This is a genomic window from Sphingomonas sp. (assembly GCF_035555815.1).
GTDB lineage: Bacteria > Pseudomonadota > Alphaproteobacteria > Sphingomonadales > Sphingomonadaceae > Sphingomonas.
Genome location: NZ_DATMGG010000122.1, coordinates 1 through 6,865 on the forward strand (window position 1 = coordinate 1; position 6,865 = coordinate 6,865).

Below are 6,865 nucleotides of genomic sequence, written 5' to 3' on the forward strand. Positions count from 1 at the left end.
GTCGATCCGCGAATATCCCGATACCGATCCGCCGGTGGTGTCGGTATCCACCCAGTATATCGGCGCCGCGGCCAGCGTGATCGAGAACCGCATCACTCAGCCGATCGAGGAACAGCTGGCGGGCATCGAGGGCATCGATACGATCTCGTCGCGGTCGCGCGACGGATCGTCGAACGTCACGGTCGAATTCCGTCCGGGCCGTGATATCGACGCGGCCGCCAATGACATCCGCGACCGCATCGGCGGCATCGCCAACAACCTGCCCGAAGACGCGCTGGCGCCACAGGTGCGCAAGGTCGACGCCGATTCGGGGCCGATCATGTTCCTGGTGATCTCGCGGCCGGGCTGGACCCAGCTTCAGCTGTCCGATTATGTCGATCGTACGCTGTCCGACCGTTTCACCAACATCGACGGCGTCGCGCGCGTGTTCATCGGCGGCGAGGCGCGGCCGTCGATGCGGGTGTGGCTCCAGGCGAACAAGCTCGCCGCCTATCAGCTGACCCCCGCCGATGTCGAAGCCGCGCTGCGGCGCCAGAACGTCGAGCTTCCGGCCGGGCGGATCGAATCCGCGCAGCAGAATTTGACGCTGCGTGTCGAGCGCAAGTTCGTCACGCCGCAAAGCTTCGCCGGCCTGGTGGTCGGACGCGGCCCCGACGGCTATCTTGTCCGGCTGGGCGATATCGCGCGGATCGAGGAAGCGGCGGAGAATCCCTATTCGTCCTTCCGCATGAACGGTGCGGCGGCGGTCGGGCTGGGCATCGTGCGCCAGTCGGGCGCCAATACGCTGGCGGTGGCCAACGCGGCGAAGGCGTTGATGGAATCGATCAAGCCCGACTTGCCCGCGGGTATGGAAATCCTGATCTCCTCCGACGATTCGCAGTTCATCTCGCGCGCGATTGAGGGCGTGTGGCACACGCTGGCCGAAGCGGCTGTGCTGGTGGTGATCGTGATCTTCGTCTTCCTGGGATCGTGGCGCGCGACGCTGATTCCGGCGGTGACAGTGCCGATCTGTCTGCTCGCCAGCTTCGCGGTGCTGTGGGTGTTCGGTTTCTCGATCAACCTGCTGACGCTGCTGGCGCTGGTGCTGGCGATCGGGCTGGTCGTCGACGACGCGATCGTCGTGCTCGAAAACGTCTATCACCGGATCGAACAGGGGGAGAGCCCGCTGGTCGCGGCGTACAAGGGTACGCGCCAGGTCGGCTTCGCCGTCATCTCGACCACGCTGGTGGTGTGCACCGTGTTCGTGCCGATCTGCTTCCTCGCCGGGCAGACCGGTCTGTTGTTCCGCGAACTGGCGGTGGCGATGATCGCGGCGGTGGGCTTTTCGGGCTTCCTCGCCCTTTCGCTCACCCCGATGCTGTGCTCGAAGATGCTGCGCCACGAAAGTCGCGGGCGGCTGACCGGTTGGATCGACGACCGCTTCACCGCGCTCGAGAATTTCTATGCGCGGCGGTTGCGCGGCGCGCTGCGGCGGCCGCTGGTGCCGATGATCATGGTCGCGCTGTTCCTGGCGTTGTCCGGCGGCGCATTCATGACGCTCAAGTCCGAACTGGTCCCGGCGGAGGATCAGGGATCGCTCGATGCCTCTGTCAACGCGCCCGAAGGCACCGGCTTCGCGCAGATGGACCAATATGCGCGGCGGATCGAAGAGAAGCTGCTGCCGATGGTCGGCAAGGACGCGGTGACGACCATCACCACGCGGGTGCCCGGCGGTTTTCAGTCGAGCGACGATTTCAACGACGCGCGGTTCAGCATCCTGCTGCGACCCTGGAACGACCGCACCGTTTCGACGCAGCAGGTCGCGACGGAGATCAACAAGATCCTTTCCGCCGAGCCGTCGGTACGCGGCAATGCGCAGGTGCGGGCGCCGCTTGGCCGCGGGCGTGGCCAGCCGCTCAACTTCGTCATCGCCGGCAATACCTATGAAGGGCTGGTCGCCGCGCGCAACCGGATCATCGCCGCCGCCGCCGCCAACCCCGGCATCATCAACCTCGATTCGGATTACAAGGAAACCAAGCCGCAGCTGCGCATCGACGTCGACACCACCCGCGCCGGCGATCTGGGCGTGTCGGTGTCGGCGGTCAGCGAGGCGCTCCAGTCGCTGCTCGGCTCGCGGCGCGTCTCGACCTATGTCGATCGCGGCGAGGAATATCGCGTGATCGTGCAGGCGGAAGAGAGCGGCCGGTCGGCGTTGAGCAATCTCGCCTCGATCTATGTGCGCGCGCGCGACAACACGCTGGTGCCGCTGTCCAATCTGGTGACGACGCGCGAATACGCCGGTCCGCGCGACCTCGGCCGCTTCAACAAGCTGCGCGCGATCACGCTTCAGGGTGGCATCGCGCCGGGCTATTCGATGGGAGAGGCGCTGACCTTCCTCGAAAAAGAGGCGCGCCAGTCGCCCGAGGTGATCGCGATCGGCTATCGCGGCGAATCGCAGGCGTTCAAGGAAACCGGCGGATCGATCCTGATCGTGTTCGGGCTGACCATTCTGATCGTCTACCTCGTGCTCGCGGCCCAGTTCGAAAGCTTCGTCCATCCGGCCGTCATCATCACCACCGTGCCGCTCGCGGTCGGCGGCGGGCTGATCGGGCTGGCGCTGTCCGGCACCTCGCTCAACCTCTACAGCCAGATCGGCATCGTCATGCTGGTCGGGCTGGCCGCCAAGAACGGCATCCTGATCGTCGAGTTCGCCAATCAGTTGCGCGACGAGGGCGTCGGGCTGGAAGATGCGATCGCCCAGGCGGCGGTGCGACGGCTGCGTGCGATCCTTATGACGTCGATCGCCACCGTCGCTGGCGCCGTGCCGCTGATGATCGCCACCGGCGCGGGCGCGGCGGCTCGTGCCTCGATCGGCGTGGTGATCGTGTTCGGCGTCACGCTGGCGACGCTGATCACATTGTTCCTGATCCCGATTCTCTATAAGAAGCTGGCGGCGCGGACCGGATCGCCGAACGCGGTGGGTCGAAAGCTCGATGCGGCGCTGGGGACGACCCAGCCCGCGGAGTAGACGGCCCCGACGAAAAAGGGTGGGCGATGAGGGAAATCGCGTCGAAGGGCCAATTGTGGGCGGCGTTCCTCCGCTGGGCTGCGGTGACGGTGCCGCTGATCCTGTTGCTGGGTTTCGCCTCGGCGCGCCTCGCCCCGTCGGGCGACCAGAATCGCTGGTTCACGGCGCTCGCAAAGCCCGATTTCATGCCGCCCAACGCGGCGTTCCCGATCGCCTGGACCCTGCTCTATATCCTGCTCGGGCTGGCGCTGGCGCTGATCATCAACGCGCGCGGATCGCGCTCGCGGCCGCTCGCGCTCGGGCTGTTCGCGGTGCAGATGGCGCTCAACCTCGCCTGGTCGCCGCTGTTCTTCGGCCTGCACCGGGTGAGCGCGGCGATCGCGCTGACCGGGGCGATGTTCGTCGCGGCGGCGCTCACCGCTTGGGTGTTCTGGCGCATCCGCCCGGTCGCCGGGGCGCTGCTGCTGCCCTATCTGCTGTGGATCGCCTTCGCCTTCGCGCTGGTGTGGGAGGTCGACCGGCTCAATCCCGGCGCCGAAACCCTTGTACCGGCGGGCGACAGCACCCAAATTCTTGTTTGAACCGGGTTTGTTTTGTCGCGATTTCTGATTCGGCGGTTGATCCCGCCCAGCTTGAAATCGCTCTGGGGATTTTACGCAGTGCAGAGTGAAAACCGCATTTTCGACGATTTCGTGAAGTTCGTGAACGGCGCCGCCGGCACCTTTGCCGGTGTCGCGCGTGAGGCCGAGGGCAGCGCCCGCGAGCGCGCCCGCGAATGGATCGGCGGGCTCGACTTCGTCAGCCGCGACGAGTTCGAGGCGGTCAAGGCGATGGCCGTCGCCGCCCGCGACGAGGCCGACGCGCTGCGCGCCCGGTTGGACAGGCTGGAGGCCGGGGCATCGGCCCCCGCCGCACCGCGCGCGCCCAAGGCGCCGAAGGCCGGCTAACGCCTGTTTTCCACAGCTTTTCGGCGGTCCGCGCTTGTCCCTCCCGCCGTCGCGAGGCATGCGATGCCGAGGCGCGGGGCCGGAGGGTGAATGCTCGACGAAGTTGAAGACGACTCCGACGGCGAAGCGCCGATCGAGATGCTCGAGCGTTATTACGCCGCGCACGGCTGGACCCATGAGCGTGACGAGGATGAGATCGTCACCAAGGTCAAGGGCAGCTGGACCGAATATGAGCTGCGCGCGATCTGGCGCGAGGAGGATGCCGTCCTCCAGTTCCTGTGCTTCCCCGACGTCCGCGTCGCCGAGGAACGCCGCGCCGCGATCTATGAGACGATCGGGCTGGTCAACGAGCAATTGTGGATCGGCCATTTCGAGCTGTGGTCGTCGAGCGGCATCCTGTTGTTCCGCCATGCGGCGCTGATCGACGGCGACGACGGCGGCACGCTGACCCTGTCGGGCGCCGAACTGCTGATCGAGAGCGCGATCGACGAGTGCGAGCGATTCTACCCGGTGTTCCAGTTCGTGCTGTGGGGCGGCAAGAGCCCCAAGGAAGCGATCGCCGCCGCGCTGATCGAGACGCAGGGCGAGGCATGAGCGCGATACGCTGCCTGTGGCTGGTCGGGTGCGGCAACATGGCCGGCGCGATGCTGCGCGGGTGGATCGCCGGCGGCGTGATCGAACCGGCCGACGTGTTCGTCGTCAACCGGCAGGACCGCGACCTGCCTGCCGGGGTGGCGCAGGGCCGCGCCTTTCCCGAAGGACCGCCGCCCGACGCGGTGATGCTGGGGATGAAGCCATTCCAGCTCGACGAGATCGCCGCCACCCACGGCGCGCGCATCGCCGGGGTGCCGCTGCTGCTGTCGATCCTCGCCGGGGTCGAGGAAGCGACGCTCGCCGCGCGCTTTTCGGCCGGCGCGGTGGTGCGCGCGATGCCCAACCTGCCGGTCGCGATCGGCAAGGGGGTGGTGCCGCTCCACAGTTCCGCCGCCACCGCCGATCAGCGCCGCGCGCTCGACACGCTGATGGCGCCGCTCGGGCTGGTCGAATGGATCGATGAATCGCTGTTCGATGTCGCGGCGGCCGTCGCCGGCAGCGGCCCCGGCTTCCTCTATCGCTTCATCGACGCGCTCGCCGCCGCCGGCGTGGCGCAGGGCCTGTCGCCCGAACAGGCGCAGCGATTCGCGGTGGCGACGGTCGAGGGTTCCGGCCTGCTCGCCGCCGCGGCCGATGTGTCTCCAGCGGTACTCGCCGATCGCGTCGCCAGCCCGCGCGGGTCCACCCGGGAGGGCTATGCGGTGCTCGACCACGACGACGCGCTTCAGCGGCTGATCGGCGAGACGATCGCCGCCGCGGTGCGGCGCAACGCCGAAATGGCGGCGGAGGCGCGAGGGTAAGGTGTCCGATCGGTCACCTTTCGGGTGTTGGCTGTAGCCGACCGGCGGACAAGGTGCGAAGTTTTCATGGAGATGAGAAGATAACCGCATGGTTGCGTGAATAATTCATTTGGCGAAGATTTAGTTCCTGGCTCTGCCTTACGGGTAGATGACCTGCTACGGGAGCAGGCAACTGAGCGGTAGGACGATGGACTGCTTCTGGTCAAGTAACGATGCGTCTTTGACCTATGCACAGGAGAAGTTCGTAACCGACCGCCAGGAAAGGCGACTTCTGCGGCACGGTTCGACCGCCAGAACAATTTTCCGGATCGAGGGTCGCCAGGCGCCGATCCTTGCGTGCGCGGGTCGAAATCCTTCACAATGGTTTCAATTGGTGAACGCCTGATTTGCAATTCGCGGCGATCGCCGTGAATATCGCGCCCGGGGGGAAACGCAGATGGGCATCCGTTTGCATATTTGGGGCGAACGCGCGTGCTTCACGCGGCCCGAAATGAAGGTGGAACGCGTCAGCTATGACGTGATCACCCCGTCCGCCGCGCGCGGGATTCTTGAGGCGATCCACTGGAAGCCGGCGATCCGCTGGCACGTCGATCGCATCCATGTGCTCAAGCCCATCCGGTTCCAGTCGATCCGCCGTAACGAAGTCGGCGCCAAGGCGAGCGCCGCCAATGCGCGCAGCGCGATGAACCGCGGCACGACCGAGGGTTTGGGCATCGTTGTCGACGAAAACCGCCAGCAGCGCGCGGCGCTGGTGCTGATCGACGTCGCCTATGTGATCGAGGCGCATTTCACGCTGACCGACCGGGCCGGCGCGGAAGATACCGCCGCCAAGCACGTCTCGATGTTCAACCGCCGTGCCGCGCAGGGCCAGTGCTTCCATCGCCCCTGCCTGGGCACGCGCGAATTCGACGCCGAGTTCGCGCTGATCGGCGACGGCGCCCCGCTGCCGCCCTGCGAACTCGCGGCGGACCGGCGCGATGCCGATTTCGGCTGGATGCTGCACGACATCGATTTTGCGCATGGCAACGAATCGCGCTTTTTCCGCGCGACGATGACGGATGGGGTGATCGACGTACCCCCATTCGGTGCCGACGAGGTGGTGCGATGACCATCCTCCAGGCGCTCGACCGCTATTATCACCGGCTGGAGGGGGTGGCCGAGCCGGGCTGGAGCAAGGAGCCCGTTGGCTTTGTCATTCTTCTCGACAAGACGGGGTCTGTGGTCGACACGGAGGCGTGGGTCGAAGCTGTCGGGAAAAAATTCCGGCCGAAGCTCGAATCGGTGCCCAAATGGTTCGGGCGATCGGGAACCGCGTCGACGCCGTTTTTTCTCTGGGACAATACCGGATACGTTCTCGGGGTCAGTAGGAAGACCGGGAACAAGGTAGAGCGAGACCACGCCACTTTTGTCGCATGGCACAATCAGCTTCTGTCAGATTCGAATGACGAGGGCTTGATTGCTCTTCGAAATTTCCTGCGGGCGTGGACGCCGGACCAGTTCGTCGAGCCGTATTTCTT

Annotated in this window: 7 protein-coding genes; all 7 read left to right on the forward strand. The window is 66.0% G+C overall.

Annotated features, from left to right (window positions below; translation table 11 throughout):
- Window positions 1-3,007 (forward strand): efflux RND transporter permease subunit (locus VNR91_RS06830; RefSeq protein WP_325490022.1); only part of this gene is annotated, 3,007 nt, incomplete at its 5' end.
- 26 nt (window positions 3,008-3,033) lie between these two features.
- Window positions 3,034-3,588 (forward strand): TspO/MBR family protein, encoded by a 555-nt coding sequence (locus VNR91_RS06835; RefSeq protein ID WP_325490023.1) that lies wholly within the window; start codon window positions 3,034-3,036, stop codon window positions 3,586-3,588.
- Window positions 3,589-3,666: 78 nt separating this feature from the next.
- Window positions 3,667-3,954: an accessory factor UbiK family protein gene (locus tag VNR91_RS06840; protein WP_325490024.1), complete on the forward strand. Its 288-nt coding sequence runs from the start codon at window positions 3,667-3,669 to the stop codon at window positions 3,952-3,954.
- Window positions 3,955-4,044: 90 nt separating this feature from the next.
- Window positions 4,045-4,548 carry a YbjN domain-containing protein gene (locus tag VNR91_RS06845; RefSeq protein ID WP_325490025.1) on the forward strand — a complete coding sequence of 168 codons (504 nt, stop codon included), beginning with the start codon at window positions 4,045-4,047 and terminating at the stop codon, window positions 4,546-4,548.
- Window positions 4,545-5,348: a pyrroline-5-carboxylate reductase family protein gene (locus VNR91_RS06850; protein WP_325490026.1), complete on the forward strand. Its 804-nt coding sequence runs from the start codon at window positions 4,545-4,547 to the stop codon at window positions 5,346-5,348. Before VNR91_RS06845 ends, VNR91_RS06850 begins: the two co-directional genes overlap by 4 nt.
- A gap of 436 nt (window positions 5,349-5,784) precedes the next feature.
- A complete protein-coding gene (gene cas5c, locus VNR91_RS06855; protein WP_325490027.1) occupies window positions 5,785-6,456 on the forward strand; it encodes a type I-C CRISPR-associated protein Cas5c in 672 nt (223 codons plus the stop codon).
- A partial coding sequence (locus VNR91_RS06860; protein WP_325490028.1) for a type I-C CRISPR-associated protein Cas8c/Csd1 occupies window positions 6,453-6,865 on the forward strand: 413 nt, incomplete at its 3' end. The genes cas5c and VNR91_RS06860, both read left to right, overlap by 4 nt.

What these genes read in the sequence shown, in the direction of transcription:
- VNR91_RS06835 (WP_325490023.1), top strand. Translation starts at nt 3,034, where the DNA reads ATGAGGGAAATCGCGTCGAAGGGCCAATTGTGGGCGGCGTTCCTCCGC.
- VNR91_RS06845 (WP_325490025.1), top strand. Translation starts at nt 4,045, where the DNA reads ATGCTCGACGAAGTTGAAGACGACTCCGACGGCGAAGCGCCGATCGAG.
- VNR91_RS06850 (WP_325490026.1), top strand. Translation starts at nt 4,545, where the DNA reads ATGAGCGCGATACGCTGCCTGTGGCTGGTCGGGTGCGGCAACATGGCC.
- cas5c (WP_325490027.1), top strand. Translation starts at nt 5,785, where the DNA reads ATGGGCATCCGTTTGCATATTTGGGGCGAACGCGCGTGCTTCACGCGG.